Origin of the sequence: Kitasatospora sp. NPDC101447 (assembly GCF_044767225.1) — a bacterium.
GTDB lineage: Bacteria > Actinomycetota > Actinomycetes > Streptomycetales > Streptomycetaceae > Kitasatospora.
Map to the genome: position 1 here is coordinate 13,927 of NZ_JBIWNL010000011.1, position 21,010 is coordinate 34,936.

A 21,010-nucleotide genomic window follows, 5' to 3' on the forward strand; every position below is an offset into this window, starting at 1 on the left:
CGTTTTCCGGGCAGGGCGCACCACGCGTGACCTGCCGAAACCCGACTCCCTTCCCGACAACGAAAGGCGGCACCGCTGTGCCCACGACCACCCTGCGCGCCCTCAACGGACTCGACGAGAAGCCGGCCTCGCTCGCCGAAGCGACCGTGATCCTGGTCGACTACCAGAACACCTACGTGCGCGGTGTCATGGAACTGGACGGCTGGCAGCAGGCACTCGACGCCGCCGCCGACCTGCTCGCCCGGGCCCGGGCGGCCGGCGCCACCGTCATCCACGTGATCAACGACGGCGGCGAGGGCACCCCGTACGACGTCCGGGCCGAGATCGGGCAGATCCACCCGAGCGTGGCGCCCGTCGAGGGCGAGCGCGTGGTCGTCAAGCAGGTCCCGGACGCCTTCGTCGGCACCGAGCTGGGCGAGCTGGTCGACGCGGCCGGCCACCAGGACGTCGTCGTCGCCGGATTCATGACCCACATGTGCGTCACCTTCACCACGGCCGGTGCCTTCCTGCGCGGCAACCGCCCGACCGTCGTCGCCGCCGCCAGTGCGACCCGGCCGCTGCAGTCGGCGGGCACCGAGCTGACCGCCGCCCAGGTCCACCGCGCTGCGCTGGCGACGATCGGAGACCTGTACGGGGTGGTGGTGGACTCCCCGGCGGACCTGGGCTGACCGACGGGTGAGCCGCCGGGTAGCGGGTGAGTCGACGGGCGGCGGGCGGGCCCGAGGGCAGCGGGACCGCCCGCGCCCGCCTGCCGCCCGCGCCCCGCCTGCCGCCCGCGCCCGCCGGCTGTCCCGCCCGCCGGTCGTCCCGTCCGCCACCGATCCGAGCCTGCCTCGTTGACCAGGCGGAGCACGGTGTCGGTCGGAGGGCGGGGCGCGGGCATGGCGGAGAGCGCGGCGGTCACGGGCCCGCCCGAGCTGCAGGAGTCGTACCGGGCCTGCGCGGCCGAGGTGGGCCGCGCCCTGCCGGCGATGCGGGCCGCCACCGAGGCGCTGCCGAGCGGGCTGCGGCCGTACGTCGACGCGGTGAACGCCTTCGGCTGTCGCTCCGACCGGATCGCCGACGAGGGCCGACCCGCGGAGCGCGGGCGCCGCTTCGCGCGATGGCGGACCGCCACCCTCGCCGAGCTGGCGTCCGGCCGCAGCACTCATCCGCTGCGCCGGGCGTTCGTCGACACGGTGCGGCGGTGGGAGCTCGACCGGTCGCTGATCGAGGAGTTCCTGGCCGCCATGCAGGCCGACAGCACCTCCCCGCCCGCCATCGAGACCTTCGCGGACCAGCGGCGCCACATCCGGCGCATCGCGGGGACGATGACCGAACTCTGGGCCCCGCTGCTCGGCGCCCGCGGCCCCCGGGCGGCCGCGGCGCTCTCCGCCCTCGGCGAGGCCTGCCAACTGGCGGATCACGTGCAGGACCTGCCCGCCGACCTCGCGCAGGGCCGCTGCCACCTGCCTCGCGCCGACCTGCGGCGCCTCGGGCTGGACCTCACCGATCTCGTGCGCGCCGCGCCGAGCCCGGCCCTGGACGAGCTGACGGAGGCCCAGCGATCGCACTGGCACACCCTCCTGGAGGAGGCCGTCCCCGCCACCTGGCTGGTGGCGGCGGAGTGCCGGCCCTTCCTGCACACGCTGCTCCTGGGCGCCCAACTGCAATACGACGAACTGACGTTGCTGCGCTCGCGGGTCCTGATCGAGGGCCTGGCGCCGTTGACCACCGACGGCGCCACACCGCACCGCCGCGTCGCCTGCCCTCCGGGGCACGACTGCCCTCCGGGGCACGCCCGCCCTCCGGGGCGCGACTGCCCTCCGGAGCGCGACCGCGTCCCCGCCCACGTCGCGGTGATCATGGACGGCAACCGGCGCTGGGCCGAGGCCCGGGGACTGACCGCCCAGCACGGCCACCACGCCGGTCAGCGGGCCGCGCTGCGCCTGGTCAACGCGGCGCTGCGCCTGGGCATCCGGCACCTGAGCATCTACGCGTTCTCGACGGAGAACTGGGGCCGCCCGCCCGAGGAGCTGACCGCGCTGTTCGACTCCCTCGCGGACGGCATCGCCCGGAGCACGGAGGGGCTGCACGCACTCGGCGTCCGGATCCGCTGGTGCGGCCGGCGCGACCGGATCGACGGGTCGCTCGCCTCCTCGATCGCCCTGGTGGAGCACCTGACCTCGAACAACGGCGCCCTGACCCTGACGGTCTGCGCCGACTACGGCGGCCGGGAGGAACTCGTCACGGCTGCAAGGGCGTTGGCCGCGGAGGCAGTCGCCGGGACGATCCGTCCGGAGGCCATCGGCCAGGCCGACCTCACCCGGCACCTGTACGTCCCGGAGCTGCCGGACGTCGACCTGCTGATCCGCACCTCCGGCGAGCAGCGGATCAGCAACTTCCTGCCGTGGCAGCTCGCCTACGCCGAACTGCTCTTCGACCCGACGCCCTGGCCGGACTTCGACCTCGCCCGGCTGCGCGACGCCGTCCGGGCCTACGCCGGCCGCGAACGCCGCTTCGGTGGCGCGCTGCCCGCCCAGGCCCGGACCGGCCGGGCCCTCACGCCCGCGCGGGGGGAGGGGTGTACACCCCCTCGGCCGTGACGTACGCCAGCACCGTGTCCACGGTGACGGAATGCGGGCCGCAGCTCGCGGTCAGCGCGTCCAGCACCTCCTGGGTGGCGCGCAGCGGCACCTCGCTGAGCCGGACCTTCATCGGCTGCCCGGCCGGCACCGGGTCCGCCGTCAACTTCCCCTCCGCCAGGCCGCAGCGGAACGCCGACCGGTGCCCCATGTCCGCGCCGCCGACCTCGCACCGGCCCGAGGCCAGACCGTCCTCGATCGCACCGGCCAGGTTCACCACCCGGAAGGTGCCCTCGGAGGTGCTCAGGGTGACCCCGCCGTCCAACACGCCCTCGCCGTGTGCCTTCGGCAGGTCCGCCGGGGAGGGGTCGCCCTCGGCCGAGCGCACCGGGAGCCGGACCGCGGTGCCCCGGTCGTCCCGGACCAGCCGCGCCGGAGCGATGGCCTCCACCACGGCCTTGTAGCGGTCGAGTTGGGCCTGCGCCTCCGCTGTCCAGCGCACCTCCACCCAGCCCTCGGTGACCGTGCCCAGCCGTCCGGCCTGCGCTGCCCGTCGGGTCTGCCCGGCCGGGCCGACCCGTGCGCCGCCCTGTGCGCCGACCCGTGCACCCCGCCCGGCGCCGGTGCCACCGTCGTCGGCGCCACGGTCGACGGCGCCGGCCGCCGTGGCCGTGAACTGTCCAAGCAGCGGGGCGGCCAGTGCCGCGCCCAGCACCGTCCGTCGCGTCGTGCTCATCGCCCGTACCCGTCCTTCCCGGGCCGCTCGGCGCGGCCCCGGGAATGATCATCCGTGCACCGACGAGTCCCGGCGTCGGCCCGGCCGCTCAAACCACCCGCCCGGGGGGAGCGGGGAGCGGACCCGGGGCTCCGCCCCCGTACGAGCGCCCCGGGTCCGCGCCCCGCCGGGTGACCGGTCCGTCACCCGGGCACCCCGGCGGGGAGGGCGGTTCACGAGTCCGATCCTGACCGGGGGAGCGGGCGGCGGGCAAACGATTCGGTTCTCGCCGAACGGTCTTGCGGTGGTGCCGGTCCCGGGGCACGATCGCGCTCGTGCTGCGAATCCTCTTCAGTAGGGACGACCTGACCCGGATCCGGGTCGCGGAGCGTCCGGACATGTCGATGGAGCTGTCCCTCAGCGTGCACGCCCTGGTGAGCGGTGTGCGCGACCCACGCTTCCAGAGCTGGCGGGACCACCTGCGGGCCTCCTGGAACCCGCGCACCGCGCTGCTCTTCGACCTCTACACCGCCACGGCGATCCCGGAGTTCCTCGCCGTCCGGCGCGACCCCGGTGCCACCGAGAGCGCCACCGCCCAGGCGCCCGAGGCACCGCTGCGCGAGCACCTGCGTTCGGTGGGCGGGGAACGGCAGTTGAGCGCCTTCGCCCGCGGGGTCGCGGACGGCGACCGCCGGGCCAGGAAGCTGCTCGGCAACGTCACCGCCGACTACCAGACCCTCGCGATCGACCCCTACCGGCGGCAGATCGAGACCATCGTCACCACCGAGCACCGGCGGAGTCGCCGGCTCACCGAGCCGGACCAGGTGCTCGGATCCCTGCACCCGGCGGTGTGCTGGCGCCGCCCGGTACTCAGCTTCCCGCTGGCCAACCGGTGCCGGCACGACGTACGGCTGGACGGCCGCGGACTGCTGCTCCAGCCCTGCGTGTTCGGCCCGCGCCGCCCCGTCATCGCCCGCTTCGAGGACCCGGAGCAGCAGCCGGTGCTCCTCTACCCGGCCCGGATCGGCGGACCCCTGCGCGCCGAGGCCGGACCGCCCGCCCCCAGCCGCACCCTGACCGCCCTGCTCGGCCAGACCCGGGCCGCCGCCCTGGAGGCCATCGCCACCCACGGGCCTTGCTCCACCAAGGAGTTGGCCGCCCGCCTGGACATCTCCACCGCCTCCGCCAGCGAGCACGCCACCGTCCTCGCCGAGTCCGGCCTCACGGCCAAGGACCGCATCGGCCGCACCGTCACCCACCGGCCCACCCCGCTCGGCGAGGCCCTCCTGGCCGGCCGCATCCCGTCCCCGGTCACGGGGCCCCCGGTCACCGGACCCGAGGCCGCCTGACCCCGCGGTGAACGGGTGCGAACCCGTGCGCCATCATGAGGTCGCGCCGGACGTCCCGCGCTTCCTCCCCGCCCTGCCTCTCGCCGTCCGTCCTGCGCCGCCTCGTCCTGACTCCGCCGCCGGACGGCGGATCGCCGGCCCGGGCACCGTCTCCGCTGCCGAAAGCCCGCACCATGACCGAACTCCTCACCCTCGAAGCCCAGCTGCGTCTGGTCGGCGCAGCCCTCCTCGCCGTCGGCCTGGTCCACGCCGTGCTGCCCCGCGCCATCGGCTGGCCCGCCGACCTGAGCGGCACCACCCTGCTCACCCGTCAGGTCTCCTACGCCCACCTCTTCTTCATCGGCATGGTCTGCGCCCTCCTGGGCCTGCTCCCGCTCTGCCTGGCGCCCGACCTGCTCGCCGGCACCCGCCTCGGCACCGCGCTGCTGGCCGGTCAGACCCTCTTCTGGGGCCTGCGCTGGCTCTTCGAGTTCGCCTTCTTCTCCCCGAAGCTGTGGCGCGGCAACCCCTTCCGCACCATCGCCCACCTCGCCCTCTCCGTCCTCTGGACCTGGGTCACGGCAGTCTTCGCCACCGCCCTCTGGGAGGTGTCCTGAGGGTTCCGGGGGAAGCGACCACGGACGCCCCGGGCGCCGGCGGCCCTATGGACGCAGCCGGGGGCGGACCGGGAGGATCCCTCCATGACCCGCGACGACGACACCGCCGACACGTCGGCCCCGGACGTGGTGGCCTTCCTCAGGGCGCGCCTGCAGGACGACTGGGACTCTGCCCGCGACGCCATGACGAGCAGCGGACATTGGAGGGCCGAAAGAACGGTCGTCGTCCTGGACACGGGCGCCGAGATCGCGGATGTCTTCCTAGGTCCCGCCGATCACATCGCACGTTTCGACCCGGCGCGTGTCATGGCGGAGGTCGATGCCAAGCGGGCCGTCGTCGATGCCCATGACCGCCCGCCGGGGAACGACAACGCACCGGCGGCCTTCCGCGACGGGCTGCGCACCGCCGTCCTCCTGCTCGCATCCGTGTACGCCGATCACGCGGACTACCGCGAGGAGTGGCGCCCGTGATCGTCGTCGGGCGGTTACGGGACAGCCCTCAGGGCCCGGCGCCGGTCAGGGGTTGGCCGGGAGGGGCGGGGTGCGGCGGGGTTGGCGCGGGAGGGGGAGGGTGAGGGCCTCCGCGGAGGTGGGCGGGAGGGCGAGGGCGGAGGCGGTCTCGGCGGGGAGGGGGTGGAGGCCGAGGAGGGCGGTGGCGAGGCCGGTGGCGGCGCGGTGCCAGTCGGGGATGCGCTGGAGCATGGCGTGGCCGCTGCCGGTGACGGTGTAGCCGCAGACGCGGGCGCCGGCCGCGCGGCTGCGGGCGGCGAAGGCGCGCGTGTCGGCGGGCAGGGTGACGGTGTCGCGGTCGCCGTGCAGCATCAGCACGTCCCGGCCGGCCAGCTGTTCGCACGGGTCCTCGGCGGGGCACCACGGGGCGAGGGCGACCAGTCCGGTGACGGACGGGTGGCCGCCGGCCTGCAGCGCGGCGCGTCCGCCCATCGAGTGGCCGATCAGGACGGTGGGGACGGGGCCCAGCAGTGCGGACAGTTCGTCGAGCGCGGCGCGCGCGTCCCGGGCGGCGTCGGCGCGTTCGCCGTTCCAGCCGCGGTGCCGGTAGCGGACGGTGGCGACGGCCACGTCGGCGTCCGCCGTGGCCCTGGCCAGCGCGCGCAGGAAGCCGTGCATCCGCAGCAGCGGGAGGTTGATCCGGCCGGGCCTGGCGAGGTTGTGCTCCTCGCCGCCGTGCAGCACCAGGACCGCGGCCCGGGCCCGTTCCGGGCGGATCCGCCAGTGCAGCGCCCGGTGCCCCACCGCGCTGTCCGCCGCCGTACCGCTCACTGCCGCACCGTCCCGTCCGTCCCGCCCCCGTCGCCCGTCCCCCGGACCGCCACTGTACGCGTGCGGACCGCGGGACCCGTCACCCGAGGGGACCGTCCCGGACACCGGAGGGCTCCGTGCCAGGGGCGCCGGACCGGGCTGGGCCTCAGGCCTCCAGGAGGCCCTGCTCCCGCACCAGCCAGCAGATCGCGGTGAGCCGCAGCACGGCGTAGTCGCAGCCGACCGGCTCCCGCCAGCCGATCTCGCTGAGCGCGTCCAGGAAGCCCAGCGCGTAGTCCGAGAGTTCCGCACGGTCCAGCGGCCGGGGCGCGAGTTCCGACCCCTGCGCGTACAGCAGCTCGCGCAGCATCGAGGCGTGCTGGTCGACCGCCGCGACGAACCCGGGTTCGAAGGCGAACTCGGCCAGCCGCGGCGTGAAGGCCGTCACGATGCCGGGCAGCGGGCAGCCGGCCGGCTCGTCGGGGGAACGCCGGGAGTACTCGTCGGGGGTCGCGAACATCCGTCCACGGTAGGCGAGGCCGGGAGCGGGCGCGGACGGCCGTGACGGTTCCGTGCTGAGACCTTGGCCACCCGTGCGGAGGTCCGGTACGTTCCGTGGTTCGGCCGGTTCCCTGCGCTCACGACCGTGTGGTCTGTACCAGAATGGTCCGCATGGATCTTCGTATCTTCACCGAACCCCAGCAGGGCGCGAGCTACGACACCCTCCTGAAGGTGGCCCGCACCGCCGAGGACCTCGGCGCCTTCAGCGCCTTCTTCCGCTCCGACCACTACCTGAAAATGGGCGACGTCGACGGCCTGCCCGGCCCCACCGACGCCTGGATCACCCTGGCCGGCCTCGCCCGCGACACCCGCACCATCCGCCTCGGCACCCTGATGACGGCCGCCACCTTCCGGCTGCCGGGCGTCACCGCGATCCAGGTGGCCCAGGTCGACGCGATGAGCGGCGGCCGGGTCGAGTTCGGCCTCGGCGCCGGCTGGTACGAGGCCGAGCACAGCGCGTACGGCATCCCGTTCCCGAAGGAGAAGTTCGGGCGGCTGGAGGAGCAGCTGGCGATCATCACCGGGCTGTGGAACACCAAGCTCGGCGACACCTTCGACTTCGCCGGCGAGTACTACACGCTGACCGACTCGCCCGCGCTCCCCAAGCCCGCCCAGGACCGGATCCCGGTGCTGGTCGGCGGCCTCGGCCCGAAGCGCACCCCGGCGCTGGCCGCCCGCTTCGCCGACGAGTTCAACCTGCCGTTCGCCTCGGTGGACGACTCCGCCGCCCAGTTCGGCCGGGTCCGCGCGGCCGTCGAGGGCGCCGGGCGCTCGGCCGACGACCTGGTCTACTCCAACGCGCTGGTCGCCTGCGTCGGCCGGGACGACGCCGAGGTGGCCCGCCGCGCCGCCGCCATCGGCCGCGAGGTCGACGAGCTGAAGGCCAACGGCCTGGCCGGCACTCCGGACGAGGTGGTGGAGCGGATCGGCCGGTACGCGGCCGTCGGCAGCGAGCGCGTCTACCTGCAGATCCTCGACCTGGACGACCTCGACCACCTGGAGCTGATCGCCTCCCGGGTCGCCCCGCAGCTCGGCTGACGATCGCGGCCGGCCGGCTCCGGCTGCCCCTCGCGGGAGCAGTCCGGTCCGGCCGGGTGCGGACGGCTCCGGCCGGCGCCCGTCGGTGTCGGAAAGGTCCGGAAACGGGCCCGGTCCTGTCACCGCTCCGGTCGCCGGGCCGGGCCCGGCAAGGGCCGTCCGTACCCGCTCCGACCTCCGCCCTTTACTCGCTCTTGGGAATGCGCCATGCTCCTGAGGAGGGAACGGCGGGGGGAGATCCGGTGAGCGGGACGAGAACGGTGCGGGTGGCGGCACCGGAGCTGCCGCCACCGCGCACCGCCGGGGAACGCGTCGTCCTGCCCCCGTCGCACGACCCGCCCGCCCTGCACGAACTGCGCGGACGCGGTCCGGCCGCCCTGCGCTACCCCGTCGGGGACCTGCTGGTCGTGACTGGCCTGCCCGGCAGCGGCAAGAGCACCCTGATGCGCCGCTGCGTCCGGGCCCCGCTGGTCGACTCCCAGCTGGTCCGCGAGGAGTACGCGGCCCGACTGCCCGGCCGTCTCCCGTACGCCCTCTACCGCCCGCTCGCCCGGCTCGCGCACTACCGCCGGCTGCGCCGCGCCGTCCTGGGCGGCGGGGCGCTCGCGGTGCACGACTGCGGCACGCTGCCCTGGGTGCGGGCCTGGCTCGCCCGCACCGCCGCCCGCCAGGGCCGCCGGGTGCACCTGCTGCTGCTCGACGTCGACCCGACCGAGGCGCTGGACGGGCAGCTGCGCCGCGGGCGCGGTGTCTCGCGCTACGCCTTCGCCCGGCACCGCTCCGGTGTCGAGCGGCTTCGGCGGCGGATCCTCGGGGCCGGCCGGCTGCCGGCCGGGTGTGCGTCGGCCGTGGTACTCGACCGGACCGCCGCGCGCGCCCTGCGGGAGATCGACTTCACGGCGTCGTAGTCTCGGCGAGTCCGCGCCGGGCCTCGCGCCGGTGGGTCCGGCCGGAGCGCGCCCGGGCGCGGCCGAGACCCCGTCGACTCCCCCCGTCAGGAGCGCAGATGCGCCGTACTGTCCGGGTGCGCTCGCGTGCCCCCCGCCTGTTCCCCTGCGCCGCCGCACTGGTCACCGCCGCCGGGCTGAGCCAGTTCGCGGCACCGGCACCGGCACCGGCACCGCAGCGCGCGGTTGCCGTCGCCCCGACGACCGCCTGCGACGGCGCCGCCCACGCGGACGCCGCCCGCGCGGACGCGGGCGACGGCACGCGCGACGGCGTGGGCGACGGGGTGGGCGACGGGGTGGCCGCGCGGAAGCCGGCGGGCAGCCAGACGGGGAAGGACCCGAACGCCGTCAGCACCGCCCGGGCCCGGGCGATGCAGGCCGACCTCGACGACCGGCTCGCCGCCCTCGGCACCGTCCGCACCCAGATCGGCGCCCCGACCACCGTGCCGGTCTTCGTCCACGTGATCCACGCCGGTGACGCCGGGAAGCTGGACGACGGCGCCGTCGCCGCCCAGATCGACCACCTCAACGCCACCTATGGCGGCCAGGGCGCGGGCAACACCCCCACCCCGTTCCACTTCGAGCTGGCCGGCACCGACCGCACCGACAACGCCTCCTGGTACACCGGCATGACGCCCGGTTCGACCGCCGAGCGCGCGATGAAGACGGCTCTGCGCAAGGGCGGCCAGGGCACCCTCAACCTCTACACCGCCCGGCTCGGCCAGTCCCTGCTCGGCTGGTCGACCTTCCCCGACACGTACCGGACGAACCCGACCGACGACGGTGTGGTCGTGCTCGACGCCTCACTGCCCGGCGGCGGCGCCACCCACTACGACGAGGGCAACACCGCCACGCACGAGATCGGCCACTGGCTCGGCCTCCTCCACACCTTCCAGGGCGGCTGCCTGACCCCGGGCGACTACGTGGACGACACCCCGGCCGAGCGCAGCGCCACCTTCGGCTGCCCCGAGGGCCGCGACACCTGCCCCACCGCGGGGCTCGACCCGATCCACAACTACATGGACTACGCCTACGACTCCTGCATGAGCCAGTTCACCCCCGGGCAGGTCCAGCGGATGGCGAACTCATGGGCTGCGTACCGCAGTTGAACCAGCCTAAGCCGTAGCTGCACCGAGCCGCAGCTTGGTGGCCGCCGGCACAGGATTCGAATGCGCCACGCCGCTGTCGGTGTGGCGCATATCGGCCGTATGCCCGATTTGATCTATGTTCGTACGGTCGGGACCGGTCAGGAGCAACCGAAGGAGCAAGGCCATGCGTGCCATTCCCCGGATCGTCGTCGGCGTCGACGGGTCGCCCGCCTCGGAGCAGGCGCTGCAGTGGGCGGTCGACTACGCCGAGGCCGTCGGCGGGACGATCGACGCGATCGCGGCCTGGGAGTACCCCGCCTTCTACGGCTGGGCCGGGCAGGGCGTGCCGAACCTCGATGTCGTCAACCCCGAGGAACTCGCCGGCAAGACCCTCTCCGAGACCGTCACCAGGGTCGTCGGCACCGCCCCGGCCGTGCAGATCAGCGAGCGCGTGATGCCCGGCAACGCCGCCCGGGCCCTGCTGGAAGCCGCCGCGGGCGCGGCGCTGCTCGTCGTCGGCAGCCGCGGCCTCGGCGGGTTCTCCGGCGTGCTGCTCGGCTCGGTCAGCCGCCACCTCACCGAGCACGCGCCGTGCCCGGTCGTCGTCGTCCGCGAGCGGCACGCCGCATCGGAGTAGTGCGACGGGGGACGGCGACCCACCGGGCCGCCGCGCGGACCAGAATGGAGGCATGCCAGAAGGTGACTCCGTCTACCGCGAGGCGGCCCGGCTCCGCGAGGCCCTCGCCGGACAACTGCTGACCAGCGCCGACCTGCGGGTGCCCGCCCACGCCACCGCCGACCTCGCCGGCCGCCGGGTGCTGGAGGTCGCCCCGCGCGGCAAGCACCTGCTCACCCGCCTCGAAGGCGGCCTGACCCTGCACACCCACCTGCGGATGGAGGGCCGCTGGGAGGTCTACCGCCCCGGCGAACAGTGGAGCGGCGGCCCCGACTGGCAGATCCGCGCCGTCCTCGGCACCGAACGGGGCACCGCCGTCGGCTACCGGCTGCCCGTCGTCGAGCTGCTGCGCACCACCGACGAACGGCGGATCGTCGGCCACCTCGGCCCGGACCTGCTCGGCCCCGACTGGGACCCGGTCGAGGCCGTCCGCCGGCTCCTCGCCCGCCCGAGCCGCCCGGTCATCGAGGCCCTGCTCGACCAGCGCAACCTGGCCGGGATCGGCAACGTCTACGCCAACGAGCTGTGCTTCGTGGCCGGCGTGACGCCGTGGACCGAGGTCGGCGAACTCCCGCACCCCGACCGGCTGGTGGAGCGCGCCCGGCAGATGCTGGAGGCCAACAAGCTGCGCCCCGGCCACATCACCACGGGCGACACCAGGCCCGGCTACCAGCACTGGGTCTACGGCCGGGCCGGACGGCCCTGCCCGCGCTGCGTCACCCCCGTGGTGAGCGGGCGTCAGGGCGCGCCCCCGCGGGACCGGGCGGTGTACTGGTGCCCGTACTGCCAGCGCGGCCCCGCCCCGGTCGGCGCCCGGTCCGGCCGGGGAAGGGCGCCGGGGCGCTGAGGCCCGGCCCGCAGTCCCGCCGGCCCACAGTCCCGCCGGCCCGCAGTCCCGCCGCCGCGGCCGGCTCAGGACTGCTCGACCAGGGCGGGGTGGCGGGGGTCGTCCATCCGGACGGTGATGTCGGCGAGCTCGGTGGGCACGGTCTCGGCGTCGTAGCGGGCGAAGGCGGGGAGGGTCCACCGGCGGTCGTCGGGCGTGCGGCGGGCCAGGGCGGCCGGGGTGAGGGCGAGGTGGACGGTCAGGTCCAGCGGCAGCCAGCGGCCGAGGAGGAGCTGACCGTCCAGCACCAGCACGCCCCCGGGCGGGAGCAGGGTGTACGGGGCGCGGGTGGAGCGGTCGGTGACGGGATCGCGCAGCGAGGGCAGGACGCGCCCGCTGCCGCCGGGCTCCAACGGGTCGAGGACTTCGCGCAGCAGGGCGCCGTCGTCCAGCCAGAGGTCGTGGAAGGCGTCCGCGTCCTGGTGGCCGTACTCCAGTCGGATCGAGGCCGGGCGCAGGAAGTCCGCCGCCGACACCCGCAGCGTGGGGCGGCCGCGCAGCCGCAGCGGCTCCACCAGGGCGTCGGCGAGCGCCTCGGGGCGGGCGGCCGCGGCACCGTCGACGGCCACCCGCAGCCGGCGCCCGTCGGCGTCGGGCAGGGCGGTGATGCGGTCGGCGAGCAGCTCGGCCAGGTTGTCGGGGGAGATCGGGCGTACCTGCATCGGGCCATCCTGCCGTCTCGTGGGGCCGTTCAGGCGAGCGGGAGGGCGTGCAGGACGTCGTCGTGGCCCGCGTAGAGGCGGTTGCCGTCGGCGGCGACCGTCCAGGCGTCCTTGCCCGGGCCGGAGTCGCGGAAGGTCCACCTCAGCTCGCCGGTCGCGGTGTTGATCGCGCTGACCCCGCCGACCGAGGTGCCCGGGACGAACAGCGTGCCGCCGACGACCAGCGGACGGCTGCGGCGGTCCAGCAGGAACGGCAGCGGGCAGGTCCAGAGCACTTCACCGGTGGTCGCGTCGTGGCCGGTGACGGTGCCGTGGTCGCGTGCGACGTACACCCGGGGGCCGTCCGGGACGGGCGGCAGCGCCCGCCAGGAATCGCCGCGGGCGGGGGAGTAGGTCCAGCCCGGCTCGCCGGTGGGGTGCAGCATGCGCACGCCGCCGTTGCCGTCCGGGACGTAGAGGTCCTGCGAGCCGGTGGCGCACCAGCGCAGGTCCTCGTCGCCGGGGGCGGTCCACAGCTCGCGGCCGGTGGCGGCGTCCCGGGCCACCAGCTCGGCGCGGCCGCCGACGAAGCGGACGCAGGCCAGCAGCAGGCTGCCGATGCCGGTGGCGGGGGTGACCGGCTGCTCCTCGGACGCGGTGGGGACGGACCACAGGACGGAGCGGTCGGTGACCCGCAGCGCGAAGAGGCGGTTGTCCGGCGCGGTGCCGTCGGGCCGGGGGCGGCCCCAGGAACAGCCGTAGACGATGCCGCGGTCGTAGCCGGTGAGCCGGACCTGGCCCTGCAGGTCGTCGGGCAGCGGCAGGCTCCAGTCGCCGGCCGGGTCGGTGAAGTGGCGGGCCTCCAGGTGGCCCCGGTACGTCGTGGTGAAGAGGTGGTCGGGCCCGAACACGACCTTGCCGAGCATGTCGAGGTCGCTGGGCCAGTCCCGGGTCTGCGGCGGGTCGAGGACCAGCAGCCGGGCGGCGGTGCCCCGGGCGGGGTCGAGGACCTGCAGGCCCTTCCGGGAGAGGTAGACCGGACGGTTCGGCGGGTCGGTGAGCCGCTCCGGGGTCATCGCGTCGGGGCCGCGGTACGTCCAGGCCGGGGTCGGCCCGGAGACGGCGGTGGGCGGCCCGGTCGGCACCGGTGCGGGGAGCGCACCGTCGGCACCCGAACGGCCGAACGCCCAAACGGCCCCGCCGGCCGCGAGCACCCCGGCGCCGATCAGCAGCCGGCGCCGGCTCGGCCGAGACCCGTCCCAGCCCCCGCCGATCACGTCCTCGGACGCCTGGCCGTCGCCGCGCTCCTCCCCGTCCCACTGCCACGATGCCCCGCGCTCGGAGGCCCCTTCGGACGACGGCGACTGCATAACGCTCTCGCTTCCCCACCCGGCGGTCCCGCGCCGCCACCCGCTCGGAGGATATCGAACAGCCCCCGAACGATCCGAGACCCGTGAGGCCCCGATATCCGGCTGCGGCACGCCGTGTCCGCCCGCCCGGCGGCCCGTGGGAGGTGCGCCGTGACGGCCGGGACGATCGCACCCGACCTCCTCCCCTGGCCGGCCCTGACTCGGGGAGGGCGTCAGTGCTGCTCCGGGGGGTGGTCCGCGAGGTCGGCGAGGACGTCGGCGTGGCAGGGGAGGGGTGCGCACCAGCAGGCGAGGCGGTGGCCGCGCAGGGGCGGGACGAGGGCGAGGAGGTCGGGGCGGGCGAGCAGGTAGTCGCGGTACTTGACGACCATCTCCTCGCGGGTGAGGTCCGGGCCCGGGTGGTACGGGCAGTGCAGCGGGGACTCGGCGAGGTGCCAGCCGCCGCGGTGCGCGGCGCGGCCGACGTAGACGACGTCCCGGTAGTCGGGGTCGTCGCGGTGGCCCTTGAGGTTGACCACGGTGGTGCGGCTCGTGCGGGGCATGTCGTCCATGCTGCTGCAAGCGGGGTGGCCGGGCAGCTCGGGCCGGGGGCGGCCCCGCCTTGACACGGTTCCGGGCCCGGCGTAGCAAAAGAGCATGCACCATCCGCACGCGACCGGTGGGGCCCCTGGGGCGCGCCCGGGGTCGGACCGGCCGCGGGAGCCCGGGGCCGACGCGGAGGCGCGCCGGGGCGGCCCGCGCGCCGGGCCCCGGGAGGGCCGGCCGGCCGAGTACCGGCGGGACGAGCTGATCGCGCACGCCGTGCGCCGGGTGCTCCGCTCCACCGGGGCGTACGGCGCGATGGTGCACCTGCGGTCACGGGACCGCAGGTCGCTGGTGCTGCGGACGGTCGCCGGGGTGCCGCTGTCGGTGATGAGCCCGTTCCGGCGGGTCGCGGCGGCCGGGCCGCTGCCGGTCGCGGTCTGCTTCCGGACGGGGCACGCGATCGTGCTCTCCGACGGCGAGGACACCATGCGGCGCTTCCCGCAGCTCGCGGTCGGCCTGCCGTACGACTTCGCCTCCGCCTGCGTGGCGGTGGAGCACGACCGCGAGCGGTTCGGGGTGCTGAGCGTGCTGTGGCCCGCCTCGGACGACGGGGTGCCGGAGTCGTCGGGCCCGCAGCTCGCTGCCGCCGCGGCCGAACTGGGCGACGGGCTGGCCGAGTTGGAGGAGGCCGGGCAGTCGGTGGAGCCGGGCGGGGAGACGGCGGTGGTCGAGCTGCCGTCGCCGTCGCTGCCGACCACCCGGGTCGGGCTGTTCGACTGGAACGTGGCCACCGGGGCGCTCTCCGCCGACGACCACTTCCGCGAGATCTTCGGCTTCGGGCCGGGCGAGTTCGACGGCACCGTGACCGCCCTGAACCGCCGCATCGCCCCCGGCGACCTGCCGGAGTTCCGGGCCGCCGCCCGCACCGCGCTGAAGCAGGGCGAGGTGCTGTCCGCCCGGGTCCGGGTGCTCGGGCCGGACGGCCTGCCGTACCCCGTGGAGCTGTGGGCCCGGGTGCCCGCGGCGATCTCCGACGGGCGGACCCACCTGGTGGGCGCGGTGCTCGACGTCAGCGGCCTGACCGCCGCCGCGGCCGCCGTCGAGCGGCTGCGCGAGGGCGTCTTCTCGCTCGACCTGGACGGCCGGATCAGCTACGCCAACCACGCCACCGAACCGCTGCTGCGGGCCCGCCGCGAGGACCTGGTCGGCCGGCACCCCTGGGACGCGCTGCCCTGGCTCGCCGACCCCTTCTACGAGAACCGCTACCGAGCCGCCCTGCTCTCCCAGCGCCCCACCGCCTTCCTGGCCGCCCGCCCGCCGGACGGCTGGCTCGCCTTCTCGCTCTACCCCGACGCGCACGGCGTCACCGGCCGGGTGGTCGCCGCCGAGCCCCCGCCGGGCGCCGCCGAACCGCCGGCCACGCCGCCGCCCGTCACCCGCACCGGTGTCGGCGGCACCCACCACCTGCTCCAGCTGGCCAGCGCGCTCACCGAGGCGGTCACCGTGCGCGACGTGTGCCGGGCGGTGGCCGAGGAGATCCTGCCGGCCTTCGGCGGCCAGGAGCTCGCCATCTACACGGTGCGCGACCAGCGGCTGCAGCTCGTCTCGCAGACCGGCTACCCGGACGGCTTCCTGGACGGCTTCGAGGGCACCCCGACCGACGCCCGCGTCCCCGGTGCGGAGGCGCTCAGCACCGGCACCCCGATCTTCTTCGAGTCGGTGCGCGAACTCGCCACCGCCTACCCCGGCCTCGCCCTCGACGAGATGGGCGCCTGGGCCTTCCTGCCGCTGATCGCCTCCGGCCGCCCGGTCGGCAGCTGCATCCTCGGCTTCGACCACCCCCGCCCGTTCACCGTCGAGGAGCGCGGCCTGCTCACCGCGCTCGGCGGCTTCATCGCCCAGGCGCTGGAGCGCGCCCGGCTGTACGACGCGGAGTTCACGGTGGCCCGCGGCCTGCAGCAGGCACTGCTGCCGCACCGGCTGCCCGAGGTGCCCGGCATCCGGATCACCGCCCGCTACCTGCCCGGCACCCAGGGGATGGAGATCGGCGGCGACTGGTACGACGCGATCGTGACCGACGGGGACGTCACCCTGGTGATCGGCGACGTCGAGGGCCACAGCGTCGGCGCCGCCGCCACGATGGGCCAGCTGCGCAGCGCCGTCCGCGCCTTCGCGACTGGCGGCGACCCGCCCGACCAGGTGCTCGCCCACACCAACCGGCTGCTGCTCGACCTCGACCCCGGACTGCTCGCCAGCTGCTGCCTGGTCCGGCTCACCCCGGCCGACGGCACCGCCCGGATCGCCCGGGCCGGCCACATGCCGCCGGTGCTGCGGCACCCGGACGGGCGGGCCGAGGCGCTGTACATGGCGGGCGGGCCGCTGCTGGGGGTGGACGAAGGGGCCGAGTACCCCGTCGGCGAGCTGCGGCTGCGCCCGGGCGCGGTGCTCGCGCTGTACACGGACGGGCTGGTGGAGGACCCGGCGGTGGCGATCGACCAGGGCGTGGACCGGCTGCGGGCCGCGCTGGCCCGCGGCCCGGAGGGGGAGGGGCTGGAGGAGGCGGCCGAGCGGCTGCTGGAGGAGGTCGGCTCGACCCGCCGGGTGGACGACGTGGCGCTGTTGCTGACGGCCTTCGGCTGAGCCACCGCGTCGTTGCGGTCGCCGTCGCCGTTGGTTGCCGACACGTCGTCGTTGCGGTCGGTGCTGCCGACGGCGCCGGCCTCAGACTTTCGTCGGCGCCGGTGGCGACGAAGGAGGACGGCGGGCGTCCCGACCGGCCGGTTAGCCTCGACGGGTGAATGCGATCGCACGGGGCTGGAAGAAGGCGGTAAGGACGGCACTGCCGGGGCCCTGGCGGCCCCGGCGGGTGGTGGGGCAGGCCCTGCTCGCCCTGCTGATGGGCGGTCTGGCCGCGCTGCTGGAGGCCGCCACCGGCACCGGTCTGGCGGTGCCCTTCGGTCTGGGCGTCGCGGTGCTGTGGGTGCTGCGGCGCGGGCTGCCGACCACCGTGCTGCTGGCGGCCTCGGCAGCCACCGGCTGGTCGGCCGGGCCGGTGCTGCTGCTGGTCTGCGCGGGTTGGGTGGCCGGGGCGAGGATCCAGCGGGTCTGGTCGCTGGTCACCGCCTTCGTCGCGGGCTGGGCGCTGTTCACCGTGACCGGCGTGCTGACGGACGCCTCCACGGCCTCGCCCAAGCTGGTCCTCGGGCTGTCGCTGGGCGGCTACCTGGTGCTCGCCGTGCTGCCCGCGCTCTACGGCCGCTACCGCGCGCAGCGGCGCGCGCTGCTGGACGCGCTGCGCGAGCGCAACGACCAGCTGGTGCGCGAGCGGGCCATGCTGGTGCACCAGGCGCGGCTGCGCGAGCGGCACCGGATCGCCCAGGACATGCACGACAGCCTGGGCCACCAGCTGGCGCTGATCTCGGTGCACTCGGGTGCGCTGGAAGTGGACCGCGCCCTCACCGACCGGCAGCGGGAGGCCGTCGGCGTGCTGCGGCAGGCGGCGGTGGCGGCGATGCGCGAGCTGCGCGAGGTGGTCGGCGTGCTGCACGACGAGTCGACGGCGGCGCCGCCCCCGGTGGGGACGGCGGCCGCGGCCGCCGCCCGGGGCGGGGTGGACGGCATCGATGGGCTGCTGGAGTCCTCCCGGGCGGCCGGGGCGGAGGTGTCGCTCATCCGGGAGGGCGAGCGGCGCCCGCTGCCGGCCGCGGTCGACCACGCGGCGTACCGGATCGTGCAGGAGGCGCTCACCAACGCGCACAAGCACGCCCCCGGCGCGCCGATCGGCGTCGCGCTCCGGTACGAGCCGGACGCCCTGGTGGTGGAGGTGACCAACACGCGCGCGCCGGAGCTGGTGGGCGTGCGCGCCGGAGCGGGCCAGGCCGTGAGCGGCGGCCAGGGCCTGACCGGCCTGCGGGAGCGCGCCCGGTTGGTCGGCGGCATGGTGCACGCCGGGCCGACGCCCGAGCAGGGCTTCCGGCTGGCCGCCGTGCTGCCGTACGAGGGGGCGGAGGGCGGCCAGGAGGGTGCCGCCGCCGATGCCGGCGCGGACGACTGGATGTTCGAGGGCCTGCCGTCGGCCGACGAGGTGGCCGGCAAGCGGCGGAGCCCGGCGATGGGCTGCGCGGTCGGCGTGGCGGCGGTCGGGCTGGTCCTGCTGGGCCTGGTGGTCTGGGGCATCGTGGCCCTGATCGACGGCAACCACGACGCGACGGTCCGCCGGCCGGTGTACGACCGGATCGAGGTCGGCACGGCCGAGGCCGCGGTGCTGCACGAGCTGCCGTCCGGCAACGGCTTCTTCACCGATGACTACCGGAAGAGCGGTCCGACCCCGCCGGAGGGCGCGCAGTGCCGGTGGTTCCTGCTGGCCGGCTCGGCCGGCGAGGCCTGGGACGAGGATCACGTGGCGCGGTTCTGCTTCAAGGACGGCGTGCTGGTGGACAAGCAGGACTACGTCGCCAAGAGCTGATCACGCGGGGCCCGGTCCGCAGGCCAGACCCGGACCGACCCGTTCCGGGCGGACCCCTCCCGGCCCGGACGGGTGGTCCGGGCCGGTCGGCGGAGATGTGAGGATGGTGCCGCAGCCGAAGCACTGTTCGATCCGAGGGGAATGACCAGCGTGATCCGAGTCCTCGTCGCCGACGACGAGCCGCTGATCCGGGCCGGGATCAGGATGATCCTCGGCTCCGCCGACGACATCGAGGTGGTCGCCGAGGCCGCCGACGGGCGGGAGGCGCTGGAGCTCGCGCGGTCGCACCGGGTGGACGTGGTGCTGCTGGACATCCAGATGCCGGTGATGGACGGGCTGACGGCGCTCGGGGAGCTGGCGAGGATCGCCCCCGGCGCGCGGGCGCTGATCCTCACCACCTTCGGGGAGCGCGAGAACGTCCTGCGCGCCGTGACCGAGGGAGGCGCCGGCTTCCTGCTCAAGGACACCGCGCCGAACGAGCTGATCCAGGCCGTCCGGGCGGCGGCGGGCGGCAACGCCTTCCTGTCCCCGGCGGCCACCCGGCACATCGTCGACTCGCTGGCGGCCGGGCGCAGCGGCTCGCTGGCCGCCCGCAGCGCCGCGGCCCGGCGCCGGCTGGAGGTGCTCACCGGGCGCGAGCTGGAGGTGCTGGCGCTGCTCGGGGAGGGCCTGTCGAACGCCGACGCGGGGGCCCGGATCCACATGAGCGAGGCGACGGTGAAGACCTACGTGAGCCGGATCCTGGCCAAGCTGGGGTGCGAGAACCGGGTCCAGGCGGCGCTGCTGGCGCGTGACGCGGAGCTCGACGGACGGAACTGAGCGCGTTCGTGTGCTCACGTCAAGTAGTGGGTGTGGCGGACGCCACTCGACGGCCGCTCGGAGCAGGGAACTCCGGATGTCGTGGTGACGGTCCGTCAGTACTTCGTTGCGATGAGTTGATGGTGTGCCGGTTCTGACGAACGGACAGATGTGAGTGAGGGCACGGGAGTTGATCGTTAGATCTTGTAAATGCGGTCAAACCCGGTCGAACCGGTCACCGTTTCTTGATCGATACCGCCGGTAACAGTCAACTGACCTGCGACGTCCAAGAATTGCTTGCTGAGCCCCGGGGATGCCCCTAGCTTCATTGGCGGCGCAACGAGCGCCACCCGGGTTCACCCCGACGCACCGCCCGCCGACTGACCCACGGCGCCAGGGCGGTGCCCGCCGAGCAGGCCGGCTCGTCCAGGCCCCGTCGGCGAGCGGAGGTGACCGGGGCGGCACGGCACGTCCGACGCGTGCCCGGCCGCCCGTCGAGTGAGGTGAGCGGACACCACCGGCCCATGTCCCGGGCCTGGTTCCGCCTGCCCGCCCGGGGCTTGTCGAGAGGATCCGCATGAATCCCCGTCACGAGACCACCGCTGCCACCGAGACCACCACCCAGCGCAACCGCGTGCGGCTGGCGGTCGTCGCGGGAGCCGCCGTCGCGGCCCTGCCGGTGGTCGGCCTCGTCACGGCCACCTCGGCCTCCGCCGCACCGGCCTCCGTCTGGGACGCCGTCGCCCAGTGCGAGAGCGGCGGCAACTGGAGCATCAACACCGGTAACGGGTTCCACGGCGGACTGCAGTTCTCCGCCGGCACCTGGAGGGCGTACGGCGGCACCGCGTACGCCCCCCAGGCCAACCAGGCGACCAGGGCGCAGCAGATCGCCGTCGCCGAGAAGGTCCTCGCCTCGCAGGGTCCGGGCGCCTGGCCGGTCTGCTCGAAGAGGGCGGGCCTGAGCAGGGGCGGCGCCCCGGCCACCGTCGACACCCCGTCGGCCGCGAAGCCGGCGGCCAAGCCCGCGGCCAAGCCGGCCGAGAAGCCTGCCAAGCCGGCGACGCGGGCGGCGAAGCCCGTCGACACGTTCGCTGCGGCGGCCGGGCGGCAGGCGCCCAGGGCCGCCGACCCGGCAGCGGGCCGGCCGTCGGCCAAGCCGGCGCAGTCCGCGCCGTCCACCAAGAAGAACAGCGCGAGCGGGAGCTACACCGTCAGGAGCGGCGACACCCTGAGCGACATCGCCGCCAAGTTCGGCGTCGACACCGACGGCCTCTACCGCAAGAACGTGCGCGTCATCGGCGGCAACCCGGACCTGATCTTCCCGGGCCAGACCCTGACCGTCTGACACGGCCCGACCATCCGGCGGAAGGCCTGACCCAGCCTCCGACGGAGCCCCGCACCATCCGGCGGAAGGCCTGACCCAGCCTCCGGCGGAGCCCCGCACCACTCGGCCGAGCGGCCGCCCCCAGCCCGGGGCGGCCGCGCGGCGCGCCGCGGTTGCCGGCCGGGCGGTGACACCCCGGGCGCCGGG

At 75.5% G+C, this 21,010-nt stretch carries 20 protein-coding genes; 14 read left to right on the forward strand and 6 right to left on the reverse strand.

Going from position 1 to position 21,010, the window contains the following annotated elements:
* Positions 1 to 77 precede the first annotated feature (77 nt).
* Both ACIRST_RS17575 and uppS read left to right on the forward strand, forming a co-directional pair.
* Entirely contained in the window at positions 78 to 668 is a 591-nt protein-coding gene (locus ACIRST_RS17575) for an isochorismatase family protein (protein ID WP_350521066.1), read from the forward strand.
* A 213-nt stretch (positions 669 to 881) separates the two neighbouring features.
* On the forward strand, positions 882 to 2,585 hold the full coding sequence (uppS, locus tag ACIRST_RS17580; protein WP_402803034.1) for a polyprenyl diphosphate synthase: 1,704 nt from the start codon (positions 882 to 884) through the stop codon (positions 2,583 to 2,585).
* Here the strand turns inward: uppS and ACIRST_RS17585 are convergent.
* Positions 2,542 to 3,300, reverse strand: coding sequence for a hypothetical protein (locus tag ACIRST_RS17585; RefSeq protein WP_402803035.1), 759 nt, complete (start codon positions 3,298 to 3,300; stop codon positions 2,542 to 2,544). The genes uppS and ACIRST_RS17585 overlap by 44 nt on opposite strands.
* A gap of 314 nt (positions 3,301 to 3,614) precedes the next feature.
* Here ACIRST_RS17585 and ACIRST_RS17590 point away from each other — a divergent pair, with 314 nt between their 5' ends.
* The 3 genes from ACIRST_RS17590 (at position 3,615) to ACIRST_RS17600 (ending at position 5,695) form a co-directional block, all read left to right on the forward strand.
* Complete coding sequence (locus tag ACIRST_RS17590) at positions 3,615 to 4,628, forward strand: winged helix-turn-helix domain-containing protein (protein WP_350521063.1); 1,014 nt, start codon at positions 3,615 to 3,617, stop codon at positions 4,626 to 4,628.
* Positions 4,629 to 4,801: 173 nt separating this feature from the next.
* On the forward strand, positions 4,802 to 5,224 hold the full coding sequence (locus ACIRST_RS17595; protein WP_402803036.1) for a hypothetical protein: 423 nt from the start codon (positions 4,802 to 4,804) through the stop codon (positions 5,222 to 5,224).
* Between the two features lie 84 nt (positions 5,225 to 5,308).
* On the forward strand, positions 5,309 to 5,695 hold the full coding sequence (locus ACIRST_RS17600; RefSeq protein ID WP_402803037.1) for a DUF6221 family protein: 387 nt from the start codon (positions 5,309 to 5,311) through the stop codon (positions 5,693 to 5,695).
* Between the two features lie 45 nt (positions 5,696 to 5,740).
* Here the strand turns inward: ACIRST_RS17600 and ACIRST_RS17605 are convergent, their stop codons facing one another.
* Together ACIRST_RS17605 and ACIRST_RS17610 are read right to left on the reverse strand one after the other, a co-directional pair.
* Positions 5,741 to 6,505 (reverse strand): alpha/beta fold hydrolase, encoded by a 765-nt coding sequence (locus ACIRST_RS17605; protein ID WP_396551989.1) that lies wholly within the window; start codon positions 6,503 to 6,505, stop codon positions 5,741 to 5,743.
* Between the two features lie 145 nt (positions 6,506 to 6,650).
* A complete protein-coding gene (locus ACIRST_RS17610) occupies positions 6,651 to 7,004 on the reverse strand; it encodes a DUF6401 family natural product biosynthesis protein (protein ID WP_350521059.1) in 354 nt (117 codons plus the stop codon).
* A gap of 152 nt (positions 7,005 to 7,156) precedes the next feature.
* Between ACIRST_RS17610 and ACIRST_RS17615 the strand changes: the two genes are divergently transcribed.
* The 5 genes from ACIRST_RS17615 (at position 7,157) to ACIRST_RS17635 (ending at position 11,641) form a co-directional block, all read left to right on the forward strand.
* Entirely contained in the window at positions 7,157 to 8,083 is a 927-nt protein-coding gene (locus ACIRST_RS17615) for an LLM class F420-dependent oxidoreductase (protein ID WP_350521058.1), read from the forward strand.
* A 200-nt stretch (positions 8,084 to 8,283) separates the two neighbouring features.
* On the forward strand, positions 8,284 to 8,991 hold the full coding sequence (locus ACIRST_RS17620; protein ID WP_402803038.1) for an AAA family ATPase: 708 nt from the start codon (positions 8,284 to 8,286) through the stop codon (positions 8,989 to 8,991).
* A gap of 98 nt (positions 8,992 to 9,089) precedes the next feature.
* Positions 9,090 to 10,139 (forward strand): zinc metalloprotease, encoded by a 1,050-nt coding sequence (locus ACIRST_RS17625; protein ID WP_402803039.1) that lies wholly within the window; start codon positions 9,090 to 9,092, stop codon positions 10,137 to 10,139.
* Between the two features lie 163 nt (positions 10,140 to 10,302).
* Positions 10,303 to 10,755, forward strand: a complete 453-nt coding sequence (locus tag ACIRST_RS17630) for a universal stress protein (RefSeq protein WP_350521056.1) — start codon at positions 10,303 to 10,305, stop codon at positions 10,753 to 10,755.
* A gap of 52 nt (positions 10,756 to 10,807) precedes the next feature.
* The gene (locus ACIRST_RS17635) at positions 10,808 to 11,641 is read left to right on the forward strand and encodes a DNA-formamidopyrimidine glycosylase family protein (protein WP_350521055.1); all 834 of its coding nucleotides are present in this window, start codon (positions 10,808 to 10,810) and stop codon (positions 11,639 to 11,641) included.
* Between the two features lie 65 nt (positions 11,642 to 11,706).
* Here ACIRST_RS17635 and ACIRST_RS17640 read toward each other — a convergent pair whose 3' ends face one another.
* The 3 genes from ACIRST_RS17640 to ACIRST_RS17650 all read right to left on the reverse strand — a co-directional run bounded on the left by ACIRST_RS17640 (position 11,707) and on the right by ACIRST_RS17650 (position 14,233).
* Positions 11,707 to 12,342: a uridine kinase gene (locus ACIRST_RS17640; protein ID WP_402803040.1), complete on the reverse strand. Its 636-nt coding sequence runs from the start codon at positions 12,340 to 12,342 to the stop codon at positions 11,707 to 11,709.
* Positions 12,343 to 12,371: 29 nt separating this feature from the next.
* Positions 12,372 to 13,691 (reverse strand): PQQ-binding-like beta-propeller repeat protein, encoded by a 1,320-nt coding sequence (locus ACIRST_RS17645; protein WP_402803041.1) that lies wholly within the window; start codon positions 13,689 to 13,691, stop codon positions 12,372 to 12,374.
* A gap of 212 nt (positions 13,692 to 13,903) precedes the next feature.
* Complete coding sequence (locus ACIRST_RS17650; RefSeq protein ID WP_350521052.1) at positions 13,904 to 14,233, reverse strand: DUF4326 domain-containing protein; 330 nt, start codon at positions 14,231 to 14,233, stop codon at positions 13,904 to 13,906.
* Between the two features lie 94 nt (positions 14,234 to 14,327).
* On the opposite strand from ACIRST_RS17650, the gene ACIRST_RS17655 reads away from it, so the two are divergent.
* The 4 genes from ACIRST_RS17655 (at position 14,328) to ACIRST_RS17670 (ending at position 20,824) form a co-directional block, all read left to right on the forward strand.
* Positions 14,328 to 16,856, forward strand: coding sequence for a SpoIIE family protein phosphatase (locus ACIRST_RS17655; RefSeq protein WP_402803042.1), 2,529 nt, complete (start codon positions 14,328 to 14,330; stop codon positions 16,854 to 16,856).
* 154 nt (positions 16,857 to 17,010) lie between these two features.
* The gene (locus tag ACIRST_RS17660) at positions 17,011 to 18,681 is read left to right on the forward strand and encodes a sensor histidine kinase (RefSeq protein WP_402803043.1); all 1,671 of its coding nucleotides are present in this window, start codon (positions 17,011 to 17,013) and stop codon (positions 18,679 to 18,681) included.
* Positions 18,682 to 18,831: 150 nt separating this feature from the next.
* Positions 18,832 to 19,500, forward strand: a complete 669-nt coding sequence (locus ACIRST_RS17665) for a response regulator transcription factor (RefSeq protein ID WP_350521083.1) — start codon at positions 18,832 to 18,834, stop codon at positions 19,498 to 19,500.
* A gap of 556 nt (positions 19,501 to 20,056) precedes the next feature.
* Positions 20,057 to 20,824, forward strand: a complete 768-nt coding sequence (locus tag ACIRST_RS17670; RefSeq protein WP_402803044.1) for a transglycosylase family protein — start codon at positions 20,057 to 20,059, stop codon at positions 20,822 to 20,824.
* Positions 20,825 to 21,010 lie beyond the last annotated feature (186 nt).

Excerpts from the sequence above, each read along its gene's own strand:
- ACIRST_RS17610 (WP_350521059.1), bottom strand. The coding sequence starts at position 7,004 with ATGTTCGCGACCCCCGACGAGTACTCCCGGCGTTCCCCCGACGAGCCG.
- ACIRST_RS17595 (WP_402803036.1), top strand. The coding sequence starts at position 4,802 with ATGACCGAACTCCTCACCCTCGAAGCCCAGCTGCGTCTGGTCGGCGCA.
- ACIRST_RS17620 (WP_402803038.1), top strand. The coding sequence starts at position 8,284 with ATGCGCCATGCTCCTGAGGAGGGAACGGCGGGGGGAGATCCGGTGAGC.
- ACIRST_RS17615 (WP_350521058.1), top strand. The coding sequence starts at position 7,157 with ATGGATCTTCGTATCTTCACCGAACCCCAGCAGGGCGCGAGCTACGAC.
- ACIRST_RS17585 (WP_402803035.1), bottom strand. The coding sequence starts at position 3,300 with ATGAGCACGACGCGACGGACGGTGCTGGGCGCGGCACTGGCCGCCCCG.
- ACIRST_RS17600 (WP_402803037.1), top strand. The coding sequence starts at position 5,309 with ATGACCCGCGACGACGACACCGCCGACACGTCGGCCCCGGACGTGGTG.
- ACIRST_RS17635 (WP_350521055.1), top strand. The coding sequence starts at position 10,808 with ATGCCAGAAGGTGACTCCGTCTACCGCGAGGCGGCCCGGCTCCGCGAG.
- ACIRST_RS17640 (WP_402803040.1), bottom strand. The coding sequence starts at position 12,342 with ATGCAGGTACGCCCGATCTCCCCCGACAACCTGGCCGAGCTGCTCGCC.
- ACIRST_RS17625 (WP_402803039.1), top strand. The coding sequence starts at position 9,090 with ATGCGCCGTACTGTCCGGGTGCGCTCGCGTGCCCCCCGCCTGTTCCCC.
- ACIRST_RS17655 (WP_402803042.1), top strand. The coding sequence starts at position 14,328 with ATGCACCATCCGCACGCGACCGGTGGGGCCCCTGGGGCGCGCCCGGGG.
- ACIRST_RS17645 (WP_402803041.1), bottom strand. The coding sequence starts at position 13,691 with ATGCAGTCGCCGTCGTCCGAAGGGGCCTCCGAGCGCGGGGCATCGTGG.
- ACIRST_RS17630 (WP_350521056.1), top strand. The coding sequence starts at position 10,303 with ATGCGTGCCATTCCCCGGATCGTCGTCGGCGTCGACGGGTCGCCCGCC.
- uppS (WP_402803034.1), top strand. The coding sequence starts at position 882 with ATGGCGGAGAGCGCGGCGGTCACGGGCCCGCCCGAGCTGCAGGAGTCG.
- ACIRST_RS17670 (WP_402803044.1), top strand. The coding sequence starts at position 20,057 with ATGAATCCCCGTCACGAGACCACCGCTGCCACCGAGACCACCACCCAG.
- ACIRST_RS17650 (WP_350521052.1), bottom strand. The coding sequence starts at position 14,233 with ATGCCCCGCACGAGCCGCACCACCGTGGTCAACCTCAAGGGCCACCGC.